At 59.8% G+C, this 16549-nt stretch carries 21 protein-coding genes; 11 read left to right on the top strand and 10 right to left on the bottom strand.

Going from position 1 to position 16549, the window contains the following annotated elements; translation table 11 throughout:
* Positions 1-27: 27 nt before the first annotated feature.
* The 4 genes from N7640_RS07185 to cadR all read right to left on the bottom strand — a co-directional run bounded on the left by N7640_RS07185 (position 28) and on the right by cadR (position 2165).
* A complete protein-coding gene (locus tag N7640_RS07185; protein ID WP_036992934.1) occupies positions 28-774 on the bottom strand; it encodes an AraC family transcriptional regulator in 747 nt (248 codons plus the stop codon).
* Positions 774-1283 carry a signal peptidase II gene (gene lspA / locus N7640_RS07180; RefSeq protein ID WP_003452327.1) on the bottom strand — a complete coding sequence of 170 codons (510 nt, stop codon included), beginning with the start codon at positions 1281-1283 and terminating at the stop codon, positions 774-776. Before lspA ends, N7640_RS07185 begins: the two co-directional genes overlap by 1 nt.
* Positions 1280-1627: a DUF3703 domain-containing protein gene (locus N7640_RS07175; RefSeq protein WP_024015047.1), complete on the bottom strand. Its 348-nt coding sequence runs from the start codon at positions 1625-1627 to the stop codon at positions 1280-1282. The genes lspA and N7640_RS07175 overlap by 4 nt, the downstream gene beginning before the upstream one ends.
* 130 nt (positions 1628-1757) lie before the next feature.
* Positions 1758-2165 (bottom strand): Cd(II)/Pb(II)-responsive transcriptional regulator, encoded by a 408-nt coding sequence (gene cadR / locus N7640_RS07170; RefSeq protein ID WP_024015046.1) that lies wholly within the window; start codon positions 2163-2165, stop codon positions 1758-1760.
* 97 nt (positions 2166-2262) lie between these two features.
* Here cadR and N7640_RS07165 point away from each other — a divergent pair, with 97 nt between their 5' ends.
* The 4 genes from N7640_RS07165 to N7640_RS07150 all read left to right on the top strand — a co-directional run bounded on the left by N7640_RS07165 (position 2263) and on the right by N7640_RS07150 (position 6545).
* Positions 2263-3159 (top strand): cation transporter, encoded by an 897-nt coding sequence (locus N7640_RS07165; protein WP_085986662.1) that lies wholly within the window; start codon positions 2263-2265, stop codon positions 3157-3159.
* A gap of 207 nt (positions 3160-3366) precedes the next feature.
* A complete protein-coding gene (locus tag N7640_RS07160; RefSeq protein ID WP_033902375.1) occupies positions 3367-3942 on the top strand; it encodes a recombinase family protein in 576 nt (191 codons plus the stop codon).
* 4 nt (positions 3943-3946) lie between these two features.
* Positions 3947-5584: a DDE-type integrase/transposase/recombinase gene (locus tag N7640_RS07155; RefSeq protein WP_200876640.1), complete on the top strand. Its 1638-nt coding sequence runs from the start codon at positions 3947-3949 to the stop codon at positions 5582-5584.
* Positions 5574-6545 (top strand): AAA family ATPase, encoded by a 972-nt coding sequence (locus N7640_RS07150; protein ID WP_279902425.1) that lies wholly within the window; start codon positions 5574-5576, stop codon positions 6543-6545. Before N7640_RS07155 ends, N7640_RS07150 begins: the two co-directional genes overlap by 11 nt.
* A 175-nt stretch (positions 6546-6720) precedes the next feature.
* On the opposite strand, the gene N7640_RS07145 is transcribed toward N7640_RS07150, so the two are convergent.
* Positions 6721-7710 carry a DNA-binding protein gene (locus N7640_RS07145; RefSeq protein ID WP_279902424.1) on the bottom strand — a complete coding sequence of 330 codons (990 nt, stop codon included), beginning with the start codon at positions 7708-7710 and terminating at the stop codon, positions 6721-6723.
* A gap of 179 nt (positions 7711-7889) precedes the next feature.
* On the opposite strand from N7640_RS07145, the gene N7640_RS07140 reads away from it, so the two are divergent.
* From N7640_RS07140 to N7640_RS07125, 4 genes are all read left to right on the top strand, one after another.
* The gene (locus tag N7640_RS07140; RefSeq protein WP_003246779.1) at positions 7890-8849 is read left to right on the top strand and encodes a site-specific integrase; all 960 of its coding nucleotides are present in this window, start codon (positions 7890-7892) and stop codon (positions 8847-8849) included.
* Positions 8850-9126: 277 nt separating this feature from the next.
* On the top strand, positions 9127-10071 hold the full coding sequence (locus N7640_RS07135) for a chromate resistance protein ChrB domain-containing protein (protein ID WP_122959202.1): 945 nt from the start codon (positions 9127-9129) through the stop codon (positions 10069-10071).
* A 7-nt stretch (positions 10072-10078) separates the two neighbouring features.
* Entirely contained in the window at positions 10079-11425 is a 1347-nt protein-coding gene (gene chrA, locus N7640_RS07130) for a chromate efflux transporter (RefSeq protein ID WP_237718116.1), read from the top strand.
* 9 nt (positions 11426-11434) lie between these two features.
* Positions 11435-11758, top strand: a complete 324-nt coding sequence (locus N7640_RS07125; protein WP_279902423.1) for a rhodanese-like domain-containing protein — start codon at positions 11435-11437, stop codon at positions 11756-11758.
* A gap of 47 nt (positions 11759-11805) precedes the next feature.
* Here N7640_RS07125 and N7640_RS07120 read toward each other — a convergent pair whose 3' ends face one another.
* The 5 genes from N7640_RS07120 to N7640_RS07100 all read right to left on the bottom strand — a co-directional run bounded on the left by N7640_RS07120 (position 11806) and on the right by N7640_RS07100 (position 14605).
* Positions 11806-11940, bottom strand: a complete 135-nt coding sequence (locus N7640_RS07120; RefSeq protein ID WP_021489078.1) for a YHYH domain-containing protein — start codon at positions 11938-11940, stop codon at positions 11806-11808.
* A 99-nt stretch (positions 11941-12039) separates the two neighbouring features.
* Positions 12040-12741, bottom strand: a complete 702-nt coding sequence (locus N7640_RS07115; RefSeq protein ID WP_003246775.1) for a TraX family protein — start codon at positions 12739-12741, stop codon at positions 12040-12042.
* Positions 12741-13181 carry a YqaA family protein gene (locus N7640_RS07110; protein ID WP_003246774.1) on the bottom strand — a complete coding sequence of 147 codons (441 nt, stop codon included), beginning with the start codon at positions 13179-13181 and terminating at the stop codon, positions 12741-12743. Before N7640_RS07110 ends, N7640_RS07115 begins: the two co-directional genes overlap by 1 nt.
* Entirely contained in the window at positions 13182-14303 is a 1122-nt protein-coding gene (locus N7640_RS07105) for a nickel/cobalt efflux transporter (RefSeq protein WP_279902422.1), read from the bottom strand.
* 8 nt (positions 14304-14311) lie between these two features.
* Positions 14312-14605 carry a metal-sensing transcriptional repressor gene (locus N7640_RS07100; protein ID WP_003246772.1) on the bottom strand — a complete coding sequence of 98 codons (294 nt, stop codon included), beginning with the start codon at positions 14603-14605 and terminating at the stop codon, positions 14312-14314.
* 106 nt (positions 14606-14711) lie between these two features.
* On the opposite strand from N7640_RS07100, the gene N7640_RS07095 reads away from it, so the two are divergent.
* The 3 genes from N7640_RS07095 to N7640_RS07085 are packed head-to-tail and all read left to right on the top strand — an operon-like array spanning position 14712 to position 16531.
* A complete protein-coding gene (locus N7640_RS07095; protein WP_003246771.1) occupies positions 14712-15053 on the top strand; it encodes a hypothetical protein in 342 nt (113 codons plus the stop codon).
* 47 nt (positions 15054-15100) lie between these two features.
* Positions 15101-15838 (top strand): HupE/UreJ family protein, encoded by a 738-nt coding sequence (locus N7640_RS07090; RefSeq protein ID WP_012018615.1) that lies wholly within the window; start codon positions 15101-15103, stop codon positions 15836-15838.
* Between the two features lie 12 nt (positions 15839-15850).
* Entirely contained in the window at positions 15851-16531 is a 681-nt protein-coding gene (locus tag N7640_RS07085) for a hypothetical protein (protein WP_012018614.1), read from the top strand.
* Positions 16532-16549: the final 18 nt, after the last annotated feature.

The following is a 16549-nucleotide window of genomic DNA, read 5'->3' as shown; positions in this document are numbered from 1 at the left end:
GGACGACGTTCGACTTGAACGAAAGAGCTATGACTTCTGGAGATCGACCGCAGCCAGGGCGGAGGACGGATCGATGCCCAGCAGCGCCCTGAATGTCCGGGAGAAATGCGCCGAGTCGGAAAAACCCGCCGCATGCGCGGCTTCGGTCAGCCGTCCCCCTTTGGCCAGGTGTTGCAGGGCTTGGGTGAGGCGCAGCCATTTGACATAGCTGCGCAACGGCAGGCCGGTTTGCTCCACGAACCAATGGGAAAAACGCGTGGGTGACAAATGCACCAACGCGGCCATTGCCTCACGCCCCATTTGGCCTTCGCGCAGCGCTGCGGTGACCTTGGTCAAGCGCGGATCAGGGATTGGTGGATCGGCAAGCCGCAACAGCCGACGTACCTGCGCCTGCAACTGGACAGGCGAATGCCCCGACGCCCTCAGTGCCTCGACCATCGCAGCAATATCGGCCGCTACGATCTCCATCAGCCTCACGGCTCCGCTCACCCGCAAGGCACGCGCCTCATCGGACAGCACATCCAGGTAGATCGACAGGACCTGCCCAGCACTGAGCCGGTGCTTCAAGCCTGCCGGAATCAAGATGGCAGCCCCAGATTGCCCACCCAACGGCGTTTCAACCGTTATCGCGGCGTCGAGCCCCACTGCAATTTGATGTGCTTGATGATGGTGCCAATCCTGGTGGGCGGCATGGCCGAGAAAGACGCCGATACCGGGGCCGACCCAGGCATGGCCTGACCAGCGAGCCACTTCTGCGGCATCCGAGCTTCGCATTATCTGCCCCGGTCCAGTTCCGCGCTTGGACTCAGCACACTGCTCAGGAGCAACATGGCGGCACCGCCCACGATGCCGATGTCCGCCAAGTTGAATGCAGGCCAATGCCAGGATTGCCAGAAAAAATCCAGATAGTCGATCACATGGCCTCGGAAGCTGCGATCGATCAGATTCCCCACTGCCCCTCCCAGTATGAGGCTATAGCCCAGCGCTTCGAGCTTGGCCCTGGGCTTACGCAAGAGCAACGCGAGCCCAATCGAAACAACCAGTGCGAGGAGAATGAAGAAGTAGCGCTGCCAACCGCCCGCGTCAGCTAGGAAGCTGAACGCTGCGCCGGTATTCCAGAAATGGACCAGATTGAAGACTGGGGTCAGAGGAACCACGGCGCCGACCGAGAGCGAACCCTCAATTACATATTTGATCGCCTGGTCGGCCAGGGCAACGGCTAGCGATAGCGTCCACCAGAGCCCGGGAGTGATACGGTGCGCCATTCCAAGTGGCGATTTCATTGTTTCGCTCCCTGAAACAGTCGCTGCAATCCGGGTGAGACGGGCATCGGCGCGAATGCACTGATCCTCGCGCGTCCGGTATTGCCGAGCGGTACCCAGATCTTCGAGAACAACACGGCAGCGATGATCCGTGGTGCTTGGCCGAACATTTCCCGGTAGTCGCGCAACTGCCAGCCAGCCCTTAGCATCAACCAATGGCTCCGCGCATGCAGGACGGGCATGTGCTGGCTCAAGATGTGGGCGCGCTCGAGCCAGGGGAATGCCTCGGTTGGCGCCTTTTCACGGAGTGCTGTCCTTGCCTGGAAAAAGGCTTCATCGATGGCATTGCGGAGGGCGGTATTCATCTGGAACTCACTTGCGCAGCAGTTGGAAGGCCATGATTCTGGGCCGATCGTGCAAGTGAACACCCTGTAGCCGCTATAGGGTCAAGCTCTACGCTTTGAGCAGAAGCGAATGGCACTTTTCTAGCGCGCCTTATGGAAGCCGTTTGCCTCCCTCCACTAGACCCGAAAGTATTCCGCAGTCCAGGCTTTGTCGTTCGTCATCGCAGCAGCTGCGTAACGTCACCAACTGGTTTTCCAGGGCTTGCAAGGATGCGATCTGGGCCCTGACCTGGGCGATATGGCTATCAAGCAGCGTATTGACCGCCGCGCACGGTTGCTGCGGCTGTGCTTGAACGCTCTGCAAAACACCAATTTCGTCCAACGACATGCCAAAGGACCGGCAACGGCGGATGAACAGCAGTTTCTCCACATGATCCGCTTCGTAGGCTCGGTAGCCATTTGCCTGGCGATTGGGCGATGCAAGCAGGCCCTGGCGCTCATAGAAACGAATGGTCTGAATGTCCGCTCCCGTCAGCTGTGCAAGTTGACCAATGCGCATAGGCTGCTCCTCGATAAACAGCCAGTATATCCAGGCTTGACCCTATACCTGCTATATGGTTTTCAATTGCCAGAATTGAACCTGATAGGAGAGGCGGATCATGAGCTCGTGTGAAAAATCCTGTGGCTGCGGTTCAGTGTCAGCGCCTGCTGAAGCAGCGAGCGCGCCCTCGACCGAAGGAGCCTGGGTCAGCCATTTTTCTGTACCCAAGATGGATTGCCCTTCGGAAGAGCGAATGATTCGGCTCGCGCTGAATAGCTTGCCTGAGCTTCGTTCGTTGTCCTTTGATCTGAGCAGCAGGCAGGTACTCGCTTTCCATGACGGGGCGGTTGACCCAATCACTACCAAGCTGGAGTCCCTGGGTCTAGGGGCAGCGCTACTGGGGACTCAACCAGCTAGTCAGGAAGCAGCCTCGACCAATCGCGCTGATGAGGAATTAGCGGCGTCGAAAGAGGCGAGCACCCTGAAAATTTTGCTCGGCATCAACGCTGCCATGTTTGTTATCGAGATGGGCGCAGGGTTGATCGCTCAGTCGACGGGCCTTATTGCCGACTCGCTGGACATGTTTGCGGATGCTGCCGTCTATGGCTTGGCTCTCTTTGCCGTCGGCCGCAGTGCACAGCTGCAAGTTCGCGCTGCGCACCTGGCGGGTTTCTTTCAGATCCTGTTGGCACTGGGCGTACTCGTGGAGGTGGCTAGACGCTTCCACTATGGCAGCGAACCTGAGTCGATGCTGATGATGGGGATTGGCTTAGTTGCACTCGTCGCAAACGCCAGCTGTCTCTTGATGATCTATGGCCATCGCGAAGGCGGTGCACACATGAAAGCGAGCTGGATTTTTTCGGCCAACGATGTGCTCGCGAACATTGGCGTTATCGTCGCCGGCGCGCTGGTTGCGTGGACGGGCTCTCCCTACCCAGACTTGGTGATTGGTACGGTCGTTGGCCTCATCGTATTGAACGGTGCGCGCCGAATCCTGGCATTGAAAGCCTGACCAACCGATCCTGTATTCCATCGCGATGGGCTCACTTTCTACAAGTGAACATCAATGGTACGGACAGTCCAATAAACCTTCGTTTGTTGGACTCCACGCTCTGAGCAGGCAATTCCCACGCAAACCCGCATCGTTGGCATCCAACTACAGTCTCCATCTTTCAGTATCCGACTACACTGAACTATCGCTGAATAGTTGGACAACGCCATGTTGATTGGATATGCCCGCGTCTCGACCGACGACCAACTCCTCGATCTGCAACGCGATGCTCTGGCGAAGATCGGCTGCGAGCGGGTGTTCGAGGATACCGCCAGCGGTGCCAAGGCTGAGCGGGTTGGCTTGACCGCTTTGCTGGCCACGCTACGCCGTGACGACACCGTGGTGATTTGGCGCCTGGATCGCCTCGGCCGCTCGCTGAAGGATCTGATCCGGCTGGTTGAGCAATTGGACGCCGCCGGCGTCGGCTTGCGCAGCTTGCAGGAAAACATCGACACCGCCTCGATTGGTGGCCGCCTGGTGTTTCACCTGTTCGGTGCCTTGGCCGAGTTCGAACGCAACCTAATCCGCGAGCGCACCCAAGCCGGCTTATCCGCTGCACGGGCGCGAGGCCGCAAGGGCGGACGCAAGAAACGGCTCGACCCGGCCAAGCAGGAGCTTGCCCTGCGCCTCTACCATGAGCGGAAACATACCGTGGCGGAAATCTGTCGGATGATGGGCATCGGCCGCTCGACGCTCTACAACTATCTCACCGAGGCCGAGCGTGATGCCCAGCGGGCGGCGTAAAGCCATCCCGACCGATTCGCTGATGCAGTTGCGGCAGCGGCTCGACCGTCTGCCCAAGAAAAGCCCGGAACGGATTACTCAGGTGGCCGCGATAGCCGAGTTGTACGGCGTGTCCCCAAGCACCGTATACCGGGCGCTGAACCTCATCCATAAACCCCACGCGGCTCACCGCGCCGACCATGGTAAGCCGCGGGTATTGCAGCAGGCCGAGCTGGAGCGCTACTGCGAGCTAATTGCCGCGCTGAAACTGCGCACCACCAACAAACAAGGGCGGCACCTATCTACCCGCCGTGCCATCGAGCTGCTGGAGGGCTATGGGGTGGAAACCGAGCAAGGCTTGGTCAAGGCGCCCAAAGGGGTTCTGACCCGCAGCACGGTGAACGAGTACCTAAGCCGCTGGCACCTGGACCAGTCGCGGCTGTTGCGGCAACCACCGGCCACCCGCTTTCAGGCTGCGCACAGCAATGACTGCTGGCAGTTCGACCTGTCGCCCTCCGACCTCAAGCACATCGATAAGCCGGACTGGATCGATCCGGCTAGGGGCATGCCGACGCTGATGCTGTTCAGCGTGGTGGATGACCGCAGCGGAGTGGCCTATCAGGAGTACCACTGTGTATATGGCGAGGACGCGGAGTCAGCGCTGCGCTTCCTGTTCAACGCCATGACGCTGAAGGCGGACCCGACTTTTCCCTTCCAAGGCCGCCCGAAGATGATCTACCTGGACAACGGCCCGGTGGCCAAACGCCGAGTATTCCAGAACGTCATGCAGGCGCTGGACATCGAATGGCAGACACACATCCCGGCCGGCAAGGATGGCACCCGCACCACGGCTCGCTCGAAAGGCAAAGTGGAGCGCCCCTTCCGCACGGTGAAGGAAGCCCACGAGACGCTGTATCACTTCCACAAACCGGAAACCGAAGCGCAGGCCAATGAGTGGCTGCTGCGTTATCTGGTGCGCACCTACAACGTGCAGGATCATCGCTCCGAACCGCATTCGCGGATTGAGGACTGGCTGGCCAACCTGCCCGTCGAGGGCCTGCGCGAAATGTGCACCTGGGAACAGTTTTGCCGCTTTGCCCGCGAGCCGGAACGACGCAAGGTCGGCGTCGATGCCCGCGTCACCATCGACGGCACGGCCTACGAGGTGGAGCCCGACATGGCGGGCGAAACCGTGGTGTTGCTCTGGGGCTTGTTCGATGACGAACTCTATGCCGAGTTCGAGGGGGAGCGCTTCGGACCTTACTACCCCGTCTCCGGGCCAATTCCCCTACATCGTTACCGCGCCTTCAAACGCGGCAAGGCGGATGAGCGCTCTGATCGCATCCGCTTGCTAGCCGGCCAGCTTGGCCTGCCTATCGCCGCATTGGCTGGCGACGATGTGCGACTCACACCCTCTATTATTCCGACGGCACTGCCACGCCAACCCTTCGATGCCGAGGCGCACGAATACCGGTTTCCCAATGCCATCGCCGCCAAGCTCGCCATTGCCGATGACCTAGCGCAGCCGTTGGCTAAGCTCTCTCCCGACGATCAAGCCTTCATCCATCAGGTGCTGAGCGAAACCCTGACACGCCGCATTGTCTTGGAGCGCGTGCGGGGCTACTTCCGCCATAAGAAAACAGGAGAAGAACATGCGGGCTGAAGTAATGCAGCACTACGGACTGGCGTTGCCACTGAACCAGGCCGGCTATTTTGAAACCGCCCACCATCAGCAGTTGATCAAGGACATCAAGGGGGCGATCTTCGAAGGACGGCTGGTTGCACTGTGCGGCGTCATCGGCAGCGGCAAGACCGTAATGCTGCGCCGGCTTCAACAAGCGATGGAAGAGGAAAAGAAGATCACGGTCTCCAAGTCTCTCGCCATTGAAAAGCACAGCATCAAGCTGGCCACTTTCATCGCAGCGCTCTTCTATGACCTCTCCACCGAGAAGCAGGTACGCATCCCCACCCAGGGCGAAAAGCGTGAGCGTGACCTACGCGAGTTGGTGAGGAAGAACAAGCGCCCGGTCGCCCTGTTCGTCGATGAGGCCCATGACCTCAACGGCCATACCCTGACCGGTCTTAAGCGTCTGATGGAGCTGGTGGAGGACGGTGACGGGCGGCTGTCGATCGTGTTGGCCGGGCATCCCAAGCTGCGTAACGACCTGCGCCGACCGACGATGGAGGAAATCGGCTACCGCACCGACATCTTCTCGCTCGATGGCATTGCTGGCAGTCAGCGGGAATACATTCAGTGGCTGCTGGAAACCTGCACTGCGGGGAAGGTCGAACCCGAGTCGATTCTGACCGAAGACGCGATCGACCTACTCGCCACTAAACTGCGCACGCCACTGCAAATCCAACTGCACCTCAGCCTGGCACTGGAAGCCGGCTACCTGACCGGCGAGAAACCCGTTTCGGCGGAACTCGTGCAATCGGTGCTGTCGCGCCAACTGGATGATCTGGAGCCAACCCTCACTCGTCACGGCTACCGCATCAAGGATCTAGTGGAGCAATTCGATGCCAAACCCACCGAAATCAAGGCTCTGTTCAGTAATGCGCTAGACCCGGCGCGGGCGGTTGAGTTACGTGACAAGATGCTGGCAGCGGGCTTGCCTATCTGAGTCCTGTCATTTGCAAATAATGCAGGCTGGCGACGATGGAATGCAGGTCGGCGCGGATCAATGCAGGCTCATTCGCAGTTAATGCTGGTTTGCCGGGCCGGTCAGTCGCAGTTAATTCCGGTCGAAAATCGTATTGATTGCAGGTCGGGACGTTTTTAAATGCAGGCCGCTACATCTAGTCGTCTCGGCCAGCTTTGCTTTTTGCTGGCGGAGCCGATTTATCTACTGCCACGGTTGCGCGCTCGGCATTCCGTGGCTGTCGGCGGGTGCCTCGCCTGGCCTTGGACTTGCTCAAGCGGTCCAGTTCGCCCTGTAGATCCTGATTGCGCTGCTCCAGGACCAGCTTGATGGCTTCTATCGCGCTGAGTTGGCTCTGCAGAGCTTCAAGGGCCAGAGCTTTCTGATCCAGCAGACGTTGCTGGGCCTGCTGATCCTTGTGCAGCTGCCTTGCTTCGGTGAGAAGGCGCGCGTTGTCGCGATTCAGCTGGGTCAGTTCGTCCTGCTTGACGATTAACGTCTGCTGCAGCTGACGCGTTTCCAGTTGCAACTGCTGCACCTGCGACTCGTGTCGACGCTGTTCCTGTTCGCGCTGTTCCTTGCTGGCCTGCCGGTAGTGCTCCAGGGTGTCGCGTGCATGTTGGTGCTTTTCCTCTAGCGAATGGATCTGTGCGTCGCGATCCTGTAGCCGCTCCTCCAGATCGCGATTGGCCTGCTGCAGGCGGGCGTTCTCGACCTCGGTCTGCTGCCGCTGCTCGCGTGCTTGCTGCAGCTCGTGATGAGTCGCCTGAAGTCGTTCGGCGTCGAGGGCAGCCTGACCTTCCAGCTGTTGGATGCGGCTTTCGGCCTGTTGAATCCGCTGCTGGTAGTCGATCCGTTCGCGGCCCAACTGTTCCCGCTCGCCGGCGACGGCGGCTTGCGCCTCCTCCTGCAACTGGTCGGCCAGTTGGCTCACCAGGTTGGCTAATTGCTCGCTCAGCGAAAGCGGCACCGCCCCGCGGCTGCGGTCGGCGGGTTCCAGCTCTTTCAGGTAGCGGTGAATGGTGGTCTTCGAACCGGTATTGCCCAGTTCAACCCGTATCGCATCGATGCTCGGGTGCTCGCCGCGGGCGAGGAGGGCGGTGCGAGCCTTCTGTACCACCGCCTTGTTGATACCGCCACGCGCCATGTTGGCCTCCTACAATTACGTACTGTATTACATACCCTGTATTTACATTCTATGTTTCAGCGAAAGTTTGCACTAGAAGGAAGCTGAATTAAAATTGGATAATCACGAATTATCCAAGGTGAAGCGCCATTTTCGTCGTTTGGCAGTCGCTCACCGGTACACCAAGGGGATGCGCTCAGATGAGCCAGGAGATTGAGCGGTACCTGCAGGCCGGCACCCGCGCCAACACGCGGCGCAGCTACCAGCAGGCGCTTGAGCACTTCGAGGTGACTTGGGGCGGCTTCTTGCCGGCGACCAGCGATGCCATCGTGCGCTACCTGGTCGACCACGCCGCCACGCTGTCCAGCAACACGCTCAAGCTGCGCCTGGCAGCCCTGGCGCAGTGGCATGTCAGCCAGGGTTTTCCGGATCCAACCAAGACCCCACTGGTCCGTCAGGTTCTCAAAGGCATCCGTACGCTGCATCCGCGTCAGGAGAAGCAGGCCGAACCCTTGCAGCTGCGCCAGCTCGAGCAGTGCGTGCTGTGGTTGGAGCAGGCCGAGGGTAGAGCACGAGCGGAGGACGACTGGCCGCGGTTGCTGCGCTGTTGGCGTGACCGCGCGTTGATCCTGATCGGCTTCTGGCGGGCGTTCCGCAGTGATGAGTTGTGCCGCCTGCAAGTCGAGCACATCCAGGTGCGGGCCGGGGAGGGGATGCAACTGTTTCTGCCGTGGAGCAAAGGCGACCGCGACAACCAAGGCCAGACCTTCAGCGCGCCGGCGTTGGCCAGGCTGTGCCCAGTACAAGCCTACGTCGACTGGATCAGCGTGGCGGGCATCGCGCGTGGGCCGGTATTCCGTGGAATTGATCGCTGGGGGCATTTAGGTGAGCAGGGTTTGCACCCAAATAGCGTTGTCCCACTCATGCGCGCCGTACTGCAGGCGGCAGGGCTGCCTGCGGAGCTGTACAGTAGTCACTCGCTGCGCCGCGGGTTTGCCACCTGGGCCACCCGCAGCGGCTGGGATCTCAAAGCGCTGATGCAGTACGTAGGCTGGAGCGATGGCCAATCCGCATTGCGCTATGTGGAGAGCACAGGAGTGTTCCCTGGGCAGCTGAGTGTGAGTATTCGCATTGGTTCCGACACTAATTCGCATGCCTAACCAACACTGATTCGCACGCAAAACCGACACAACGCGGTTTTTCAAAATCGACAGCCTTTCGCACACGTCGACACCTATTCGCATCCTCCGACAGCCATTCGCACGCCACCGACACCGATTCGCATCCCTCCGACAGTCATTCGCACCACACCGACAGTTCGCTTTGCCGGTACCTGGAGATAAGCAGTCACTGACGCTGCAGAGCCCATATCGCAGTTCCAAACAGAGCAACCGCAGAGTAATGTAGAGATCGAACATATTTGGTGAGATAACTACATTGATTAATTGGCTATGTCTCGTGATGGCACTGCCTACGGCAAATGCCGCCGAGCGAATGCGCGCTTGGCGCACGTTGAAAAGCGCTGGCGCTGCGGTACTACGCGATGGGGTTTATCTCCTGCCAGATGGCTCGGCTAGTCGTGAGGTACTGGAGTCCGTCGAGCGTGACGTACTGGATAGCGGTGGCTCGGCGTCGCTCCTGCCGGTCACTGATCCCCAGGGTGAGCGCTTCATACCTCTCTTCGATCGCAGCGATGATTACACCAGGTTGCGCTCGGAGGTTGAGCCCCAACTGGCCCAGTTGACTCCTGAGAATGCACTGGCGACTGCTCGCCAGGCCCGCAAGCTGCGCAAGTCGTTCGCTCAGATCCAGTCGATCGACTTCTTTCCGGGCGAACCTTTGCAACAGACAGACGCGCTGCTGCGTGATCTCGAAGTGGCCATCAACCGGGCGCTTTCCAAGGACGAGCCCACCAGCCATGAGCAAGCCATTGAGCAGCTCGATCCGCGGGACTACGAAGGGCGAACCTGGGCGACTCGCCAGCGCCCCTGGGTAGACCGCCTGGCCAGCGCTTGGCTGATCCGCCGCTTCATCGATCCGGGTGCCAGCATCCTCTGGCTTCCCTCTCCTGATGCATGTCCTGCGGAAGCACTTGGGTTCGATTTCGATGGTGCCCGGTTCAGCCACGTCGGCAACAAGGTCACCTTCGAAACCCTGCAGGCTAGCTTCGGGCTGGAGGCTCCAGGACTGCAGCGCGTAGGGGCACTGGTTCATTACCTGGACGTGGGGGGCGCGCAACCCACAGAAGCGACGGGTGTAGAGCGCGTACTGGCTGGACTGCGAGCCAGCATCCAGGACGACGATCAGTTATTGGCCGCAGCCTGCGCCATCTTCGATGGGCTGTTGGCCGCATTCGGCAAGGAAGGACAACGTGATGAGTGAGACGGCCATGCAAGCGACGGAGCAAGACCAGGAAAAGGTAGAAAAAGTCGGCCTACTCGAGGCATTCCTGTTCTGGCTGAAACTGGGATTCATCAGCTTCGGTGGACCTGCCGGGCAGATCTCGATCATGCACCAGGAGCTGGTGGAGCGGCGGCGCTGGATCTCGGAACGCCGTTTCCTGCATGCATTGAACTACTGCATGCTCCTGCCAGGCCCGGAGGCTCAGCAACTGGCCACCTACATCGGCTGGCTCATGCATCGCACCTGGGGTGGGGTGATCGCCGGCGCACTGTTCGTGCTGCCCTCACTGTTCATCCTGATTGCCCTGTCCTGGGTCTACATCGCCTTCGGCGAAGTGCCCGTGGTGGCGGGATTGTTCTACGGTATCAAACCCGCCGTCACCGCCATCGTCGTTCAGGCTGCTCACCGTATCGGTTCACGCGCACTGAAGAACAACTGGTTGTGGGCGATCGCTGCCGCCTCCTTCGTGGCGATCTTCGCGCTCAACCTCCCGTTCCCGCTGATCGTCCTGGGAGCAGCCATGATCGGCTACCTGGGCGGACGCTATGCTCCCGACAAGTTCAGCATCGGTGGCGGGCATGGCGCGTCCAAGCAGTCCTATGGGCCAGCATTGATCGACGACGACACGCCACCACCGGCCCATGCGCGCTTCCGCTGGTCGCGCTTGGCTCTGCTGGCCGCAGTAGGAGTCGTGCTGTGGGCTTTGCCGATGGGGCTGTTGACTGCCCTCTATGGTTGGGACGGCACCCTGACCCAGATGGGCTGGTTCTTCACCAAGGCCGCTCTACTCACCTTCGGCGGTGCCTATGCGGTACTGCCGTATGTCTATCAGGGCGCGGTAGGCCATTACGGTTGGCTGACCCCTACCCAGATGATTGATGGCCTGGCATTGGGCGAAACCACCCCCGGGCCACTGATCATGGTCGTGGCCTTCGTGGGCTTCGTTGGCGCGTATGTGCATCAGGTCTTTGGGCCGGAACAGGCATTCCTTGCCGGCGCTGTGGCAGCCAGCCTCGTAACTTGGTTTACCTTCTTGCCCTCGTTCCTGTTCATCCTCGTCGGCGGGCCGCTGGTGGAGTCTACCCACAACGAATTGAAGTTTACGGCACCACTGACCGGCATCACTGCCGCGGTGGTTGGCGTCATCCTCAACCTAGCGCTGTTCTTCGGTTATCACGTGCTGTGGCCTGAGGGCTTTGCTGGCAGCTTCGATTGGCCCTCCGCGCTGATCACTGTCGGTGCCGCAGTGGCGCTGTTCCGCTTCAAGCGTGGAGTCATCCAGGTGTTGCTGGGCTGCGCGCTGGTGGGCTTGGCTATCCACCTGCTGCGTTAGGGAGGGGTTATGGGGCGCATATCGATTCACGAGTTCGCTGAGTGGCAGGCTGCTGGTCGCAGCTTCGAGCTGCTCGATGTGCGCCGAGCCATCGTGCGCAACGCCGACGGGGCACAGATCGCCAACGCGAAATGGCAGGACCCCGAACTGCTTTTTTCCTGGAAGGATCAGGTGCCACGGGATCGCCCCGTGATTCTTTACTGCGCGCATGGGCATGAAATCAGCCAAGGGGGTGCCGCTACTCTCTGGGCGATGGGACTGGATGCGCGGTATCTCGTCGACGGCTTTGCAGGGTGGCGTGAAGCCAAGCAGCCGGTGTGCGATTTGGTCTAGCCATCTGGTTCTGGCCGCCTCGCGAGAGGCGACCAGCGCTGCCTTAATCAATGGCAGTGGTACGCCCCTGTGGAGTGGTTGGTATGGCAGCCCTTCGAGTCGGTACCGCCGCTATGGGCAATGGCAGCGGCGGAGGACAGGGCAATCACGGTGGCGATCAGGGCGGCAGAAAGCTTCTTCATGTTCAAACTCCGTTTCGATTAGCTCTTATATGTGATCTAGGTCACGCTCCGGATTATGGCAAAAGGCCTGCATTGAGCAAGGGAATTTTGATCGATCGGTCAGAGAGCCACACGAAGCAACGCCAGCACCGCTAGATGGCCGGGGTAGAAGTAGTAACCCCAGCGCCCCACTGGCCATATGTGTTGGGTGATTTTCTGCCGCAATAGCCACAGGCCAACCAGCGGAGCCGCAAAGGTCGTGGCCATGGCCCACCAGGTGCCAAAGGGAGCAGCTCCGATCCAGCCGTCACGGCTATTGGCCAACACGCTGAAGACTGCAGGTATGAGCCAGGTAATCCAGGGGCGCTGCACTGCCAGCACCATGGTCGCCGGCAGCAGGACGCCAAACGCGCCGTACATCAGCCGATCATGCAGCACTATCGAAACGGTCAGCGTGAATAGCCCCAGCACCAAGCCTGTACGATCGCTGTGATGGACGCTCCAAGCAACTATGAGCCCCAACATCAGTGTCGGCATCACATTCAGCGTATTGCTCATCTCGGACAGCGCCCGATACGGCATCTCGGATATGAGGCTGAAGGCCAGAATCCAACTCAAGTAGCGAAAGTTATTTTCGCTGTACAGATCTCCTGGGTGGGAACGCGACACATTGGCGGCGATGCCAAGGCAGAACAGCGGAAAGGCGAAGCGTCCAACCACGAAAAGCCATGCTGTTGCTTCGGGCCAGAGATAGCGCAGGTGGTCTATGACCATTGTCAGCATGGCGAGCCATTTGACGAGATCCAGGCTGGTCGAGCGCATTACCCCATGATCCCGAGGGTCACCACGGTGAGCACCAGGTATCGAGCCGCCTTGGCCAGCAGCACGATCAAAAAGAAGCTCCAGAAGGGTTCGCGCATGACACCGGCAATCAGGGTCAGCGGGTCGCCAATGATCGGTACCCAGCTCAGCAGCAGTGACCAACGGCCGTAGCGGTGGTAGGCCCGCTGCGCGCGGGACAGCTTGTCGTCACTTACCGGAAACCAGCGTTTGTGCCGATAGCGCTCGATATAGAAACCGAGCAGCCAGTTGACCGCTGAACCCAGAACGTTGCCTGTAGTAGCCACAACCAACAGTATGACCACCGAGTAATTGCCGCTTATCAGCAGGCCGGTGAGCACTGCCTCGGACTGTGCAGGGATCAAAGTCGCGGCACTGAAGGCCGCGAGGAATAGGCCCAGGTAGCCTGATAGCTCCCACATTTAGGCGGTCAGACCGATCCAGCCATGAACGCCGACATAGATACCGACACCAATGATGAGCACGCTCGAGAGGTAGGGCGCACGACGCGCGACTGCCCCCAGCCAAGGCCAACGATTGGAGGCCTGGCGAGCGCCCACCGCAGCAGCTGCACCGACGGACACCAGGGTCAACGCCAGGCCGACACTAAAGCACAGCACCAGAACAGCCCCGAGTGCGACTTCCTTCACCTGCAGGCATAGCAACAACACCGTAATCGCGGCAGGACAGGGGATCAGTCCTCCGGTCAGGCCGAACAGGATGATCTGGCCTGTAGTGACGTTGCGGTTATTGAAGCGGTTGCGGATGTCGTTGGCGTGGGCTCGCTCATGGGCATCCTGGTATCCCTCCAGCGACAGCTCCAGGCCCTGTAGATCGGAATGGTCGTGGCCGTGGTCGTGCTCATGGAAATCGAGGTCATAGTCGTGCGAATGGCCCGCGTGACCAAGGCTTAGACGCGCGGTGAACTGATGAGGCTCGGGAATTTCTGCGACCGACTCCAGGTATTCGCCGCGATGCACAAAGCGGAACAGCTGAGCTGTCCCGTCAGGACGCGTCGTCGACAGATTCACGTCTTCTGCTGGCCAAGAGTGACCACTCAGAGTGCGCAGACGCCAGCGCGGGGGAACCCCTTCCTCGAAGATCGAGAGTTCGATTCGCCCGTGTCCGGTATCGATTCGGCGAAGCTCGCCATGGTGGTGATCATGCGCATGATCACCTTCTTCGAAACGCCACATCTGTTCGCCACGCCAGGTTCGCCACAGCATCCAGAGCGCGATGGTGATGATGATCGCGGCGGACGCGAGCTGGAAATAGGGTTCAGTCGTTTCAGCATTCAGGTTCTGGCCCAGATACATGCCGCCCATGGCCACCAGCCAGACCACCGCGGTGTGCGAAATGGTTGCCGCCAGCCCCAGCAATACCGCCTGCTTCACGGTGCCGCGGATGGCTACGATGAAGGCCGCCATCATGGTCTTCGAGTGGCCTGGCTCCAGGCCATGCAATGCCCCTAGGAGGATGGCGCTGGGGAAGTACAGCCAGGCGTGAGACGCACCCTGCTGCAGCAATTCGGCAAAGCTCGACATGGGGATACCTACAGGTACTTCGTGATCTGCTTGAAGTCTTCAAGGGAGGTGCGCTCGCCAGTAGCGAGGGCGTCCATCGTGTGCTCCAGGCAGTGATCGATGTGATCTTGAATCAGGGTGCGCTTGGCCTGGCATACGGCCTTCTCCACGGCATGCAGCTGCTGCGCGATATCCACGCACTCACGGCCATCCTCGATCATGGTGATGATGCTGCGCAGATGGCCCTCGGCGCGCTTCAGGCGCTTCATGACATCGCTGTGGCTTTGGTGTCGGTGGCCATGGCTGTGTTCGTGATCGCTCATGCCTTGAGTCCTATGCCTCGATGATTTACGCTCGCATCCTATCCCCCTGGGGGGGATATGGTCAAACGACCCTGTTGGCCCTTTGCAAGCTGCAAGACATAGGAAAATGGCTCGCCGTAGTGCCTCGAAGAAACCCGTTATCGCATTGATACTGGCCTTGCTGTTGGCCTGGGTAGGGCATTCGCTGGCCGCCATCAAAGTACCGCTGATACCGGGGGATTACTCTGGTGCTGTGTCCCATGGTCATTCCCATGACGTGGACGCGCCGGCGTTCCTGAGCCACAAACATGCGGCTGACCATAGCCATGAGATCCCTTATCTCGGGTCGGCGCTGACACTGCTGTCACGCCCCGAGCGGGAAACCCCTCCCAACGCGTTGCGGACAACTGTCCCTGAAGTGCCGATCTACCTGATCGAACGGCCACCACGCTCCAGGTTCGTGTTCTGAAACCGGCCGCCTCGCGGCCCCAGACCACTACAACCTAGGAAATCATTATGAATTCGCTTCCCCTAAGCGGGGCAACGGCGCTGATCGCACGCCTGCGTCGATCGCTCTTTCTGCCCTTGCTTACCCTCGCTTTACTGATGGCAGTCATGCCTGAGGCGCTAGCCCACGGCGTGCCCGAAGGAGACAAAGGCTTCATCCAGGAAAGTACCGGCGTGATGTTGATGCCCTTCATCTACATGGGCGCCAAACACATGATTACCGGCTACGACCATCTGCTGTTCCTGTTCGGCGTGATCTTCTTTCTCTACCGCCTGAAGGACGTAGGGCTGTACGTCACGCTGTTCGCAGTTGGCCACTCGATCACTCTGCTCTTTGGAGTGCTCAGCAACATCAGCATCAGCTCGTATGTGATCGACGCGATCATCGGCTTTTCGGTCGTGTACAAGGCCCTGGATAACCTCGGCGCCTTCCAGCGCTGGTTTGGCTACCAGCCCGATACCCGTGCAGCAACGCTGATCTTCGGCCTGCTTCATGGCTTCGGTCTGGCCACCAAGATCCAGGAGTTCGAGATTTCTCCTGATGGCCTGATCGCCAACCTGATTGCCTTCAACGTAGGTGTCGAGATCGGCCAGCTACTGGCCCTCGGCGGCATTCTCATTTTGATGGGCTACTGGCGACGTACTGCCAGCTTCTGGCGCCATGCCTATACCGCGAACGTCGCCATGATGAGTGCCGGCTTCTTGCTCATGGGCTACCAGATCACTGGCCTGATCGTCTCTCAGTAAGGAATTCTCTCAATGTTCAATACCAAGCTTCCGACCCTCAACGAACTCCCATCGACAGCGCAGCTGCTTCGCTCCACGATCACCGCAGCAATCATTGCCTGCGTGCTCCTGGTTACCGTGGTGATGCCTTCGGAGTATGCGATCGACCCCACTGGCGTGGGCCGAGCACTTGGACTCACCCAGATGGGTGAGGTGAAGATCCAGTTGGCTGAAGAGGCTCTGGCCGATGAGGCCGCAGCTCCAGCGCCCACTCCGCAGCCAACTGAAGCTATCGCCGCAGTACCCGCAGCCCCGGCAACTACCCCGGCCGCTCCTACTGAGGTCACTCCCGCTCCGGAGCAATCGACGGCACCTGAGCCAGCACCTGGTCTTCAGCATGAAATGAGCATCACCCTGAGCCCGAATCAAGGCGCCGAGGTGAAACTGGAAATGAAGCAAGGTGCCAAGGTGAAGTACCTCTGGACTGCCAACGGCGGCGTCGTTAACTACGACACCCATGGCGATCCTTACAACGCACCGCGCGACTTCTACCACGGCTATGGGAAGGGACGCTCGACCCCAGAAGATTCAGGTGTACTGGAGGCCGCATTCGATGGCAAGCACGGTTGGTTCTGGCGTAATCGCACTAGCGAACCAGTGACCGTCACCCTGCGCACCCAGGGCGACTACATCAGCATCAAGCGGGTCATCTGACCCCTTACCAGGCAGCCC

This window comes from Pseudomonas sp. GD04015, from assembly GCF_029837675.1.
GTDB lineage: Bacteria > Pseudomonadota > Gammaproteobacteria > Pseudomonadales > Pseudomonadaceae > Aquipseudomonas > Aquipseudomonas paralcaligenes.
Note: the sequence above shows the minus strand (reverse complement) of the source record. Positions and strands in the feature narration are given on the sequence as shown.

What these genes read in the sequence shown, in the direction of transcription:
- N7640_RS07090 (WP_012018615.1), top strand. Translation starts at nt 15,101, where the DNA reads ATGAATTCGCTTCCCCTAAGCGGGGCAACGGCGCTGATCGCACGCCTG.
- N7640_RS07185 (WP_036992934.1), bottom strand. Translation starts at nt 774, where the DNA reads ATGCGAAGCTCGGATGCCGCAGAAGTGGCTCGCTGGTCAGGCCATGCC.
- N7640_RS07150 (WP_279902425.1), top strand. Translation starts at nt 5,574, where the DNA reads ATGCGGGCTGAAGTAATGCAGCACTACGGACTGGCGTTGCCACTGAAC.
- N7640_RS07140 (WP_003246779.1), top strand. Translation starts at nt 7,890, where the DNA reads ATGAGCCAGGAGATTGAGCGGTACCTGCAGGCCGGCACCCGCGCCAAC.
- N7640_RS07125 (WP_279902423.1), top strand. Translation starts at nt 11,435, where the DNA reads ATGGGGCGCATATCGATTCACGAGTTCGCTGAGTGGCAGGCTGCTGGT.
- N7640_RS07110 (WP_003246774.1), bottom strand. Translation starts at nt 13,181, where the DNA reads ATGTGGGAGCTATCAGGCTACCTGGGCCTATTCCTCGCGGCCTTCAGT.
- lspA (WP_003452327.1), bottom strand. Translation starts at nt 1,283, where the DNA reads ATGAAATCGCCACTTGGAATGGCGCACCGTATCACTCCCGGGCTCTGG.
- N7640_RS07120 (WP_021489078.1), bottom strand. Translation starts at nt 11,940, where the DNA reads ATGAAGAAGCTTTCTGCCGCCCTGATCGCCACCGTGATTGCCCTGTCC.
- N7640_RS07100 (WP_003246772.1), bottom strand. Translation starts at nt 14,605, where the DNA reads ATGAGCGATCACGAACACAGCCATGGCCACCGACACCAAAGCCACAGC.
- N7640_RS07095 (WP_003246771.1), top strand. Translation starts at nt 14,712, where the DNA reads ATGGCTCGCCGTAGTGCCTCGAAGAAACCCGTTATCGCATTGATACTG.
- cadR (WP_024015046.1), bottom strand. Translation starts at nt 2,165, where the DNA reads ATGCGCATTGGTCAACTTGCACAGCTGACGGGAGCGGACATTCAGACC.
- N7640_RS07160 (WP_033902375.1), top strand. Translation starts at nt 3,367, where the DNA reads ATGTTGATTGGATATGCCCGCGTCTCGACCGACGACCAACTCCTCGAT.
- N7640_RS07175 (WP_024015047.1), bottom strand. Translation starts at nt 1,627, where the DNA reads ATGAATACCGCCCTCCGCAATGCCATCGATGAAGCCTTTTTCCAGGCA.
- N7640_RS07115 (WP_003246775.1), bottom strand. Translation starts at nt 12,741, where the DNA reads ATGCGCTCGACCAGCCTGGATCTCGTCAAATGGCTCGCCATGCTGACA.
- chrA (WP_237718116.1), top strand. Translation starts at nt 10,079, where the DNA reads ATGCAAGCGACGGAGCAAGACCAGGAAAAGGTAGAAAAAGTCGGCCTA.
- N7640_RS07085 (WP_012018614.1), top strand. Translation starts at nt 15,851, where the DNA reads ATGTTCAATACCAAGCTTCCGACCCTCAACGAACTCCCATCGACAGCG.
- N7640_RS07145 (WP_279902424.1), bottom strand. Translation starts at nt 7,710, where the DNA reads ATGGCGCGTGGCGGTATCAACAAGGCGGTGGTACAGAAGGCTCGCACC.
- N7640_RS07105 (WP_279902422.1), bottom strand. Translation starts at nt 14,303, where the DNA reads ATGTCGAGCTTTGCCGAATTGCTGCAGCAGGGTGCGTCTCACGCCTGG.